The 1,204-nt window shown below is 32.6% G+C and carries 1 pseudogene; it reads left to right on the forward strand.

The window, feature by feature from the left end:
- Positions 1 to 682: 682 nt before the first annotated feature.
- Positions 683 to 1,204 (forward strand): annotated as a pseudogene (locus tag AC0B9F_RS37995) (alanine:cation symporter family protein); the annotation flags it as partial.

Consider the following 1,204-nt stretch of genomic DNA (forward strand, 5'->3'; position numbering starts at 1 on the left):
TACGAGTTTATAGTCTGTTTTATCCTCATAACATGCTATAAATAACCTTACTAAAAACTTAATATTTCTGGTGAAATAAAAATAAATGCTTGTTATGTACTTAAAAAAATATACTTACTTAAATGAAGATGACACAGATAGGAGAAAAAGTTATTAATCATCAATTGATAATGCACATATTCCCAAATTAAGCTATAGATTCCCAACCTATATTAAAATTCATGAGATGCTTCTCCATAACCGAACTAATCTCACTCCTAATTTTTTAAAGAAATAAAAATTTTATGAAAAGCAATTAACAAGACGATAATCCTTTGTAAGGGAAGAGATTATAAGCATGCACAAAAATACACACGGGCAGGTTTTACGGGTTTTTTAATTAGAATTTCATTTGGCAGATATAATAACTTTCGAGATAATCGGAAGCATAAATTTTTGGGAGGGGTTGCATGTATTTTTTGAAAAATTAATATCTGGAGGGAACACATTACTTTGGGGTTATGTGCTTATAGCAGTCTTGTTAAAATTAGATGTTTATTTCACCAATAGTTCGAGATTTGCACAAGCCAGATATCTTAAGGAGATGTTCAGATTACTGAAGATTAAAGAAAAAGCACCAGAAAACACCAATAGATAATGGACGTTTCAAAGGCGGACCTGCCTACTATATGAAAAACAGCTTAGTAGAAAATGGTTGAGTGTCAACATTGCTGGTATGATGATTCTGTCATATGGTACCACCTTTAATGCAGTTCCAGTTCAAAGTAATACCATTACTGTTGCTTTAGAAAATTCTTTTGGAGTTATTCTTTTTATTTCTGGTACTATTTTAGTTCTTCTTACTAGCTTAGTAGTTTTTGGCGGTATAAAAAGAATTGCTGATATTTCTTCTGTTAATGCTCTTTTTATGGCTTTTGGCTATATTCTTCTCGCTGTCTTTGTAGTGATTACTGTGATTACTAACATTACAGAGATTTCACATGTTTTGTCATTAATTTTTAAGAGTGCCTTTGGTATCGAGTAAGTAGTTGGCGGTGGTATTACTGCAGCTATTATTAACGAAGTAAAAAGAGGACTTTTCTTCAATGGAGCTGGAATAGGCGGCGATCCAATTCCTGCTGCAACAGCATCCGTTTCTCATCCAGCCAAACAAGGATTTATTCAAGGGTTAGGTGTGTTTTTCGATACATTACTAGTATGTTCT

This window comes from Streptomyces sp. NPDC097129 (genome assembly GCF_055668065.1).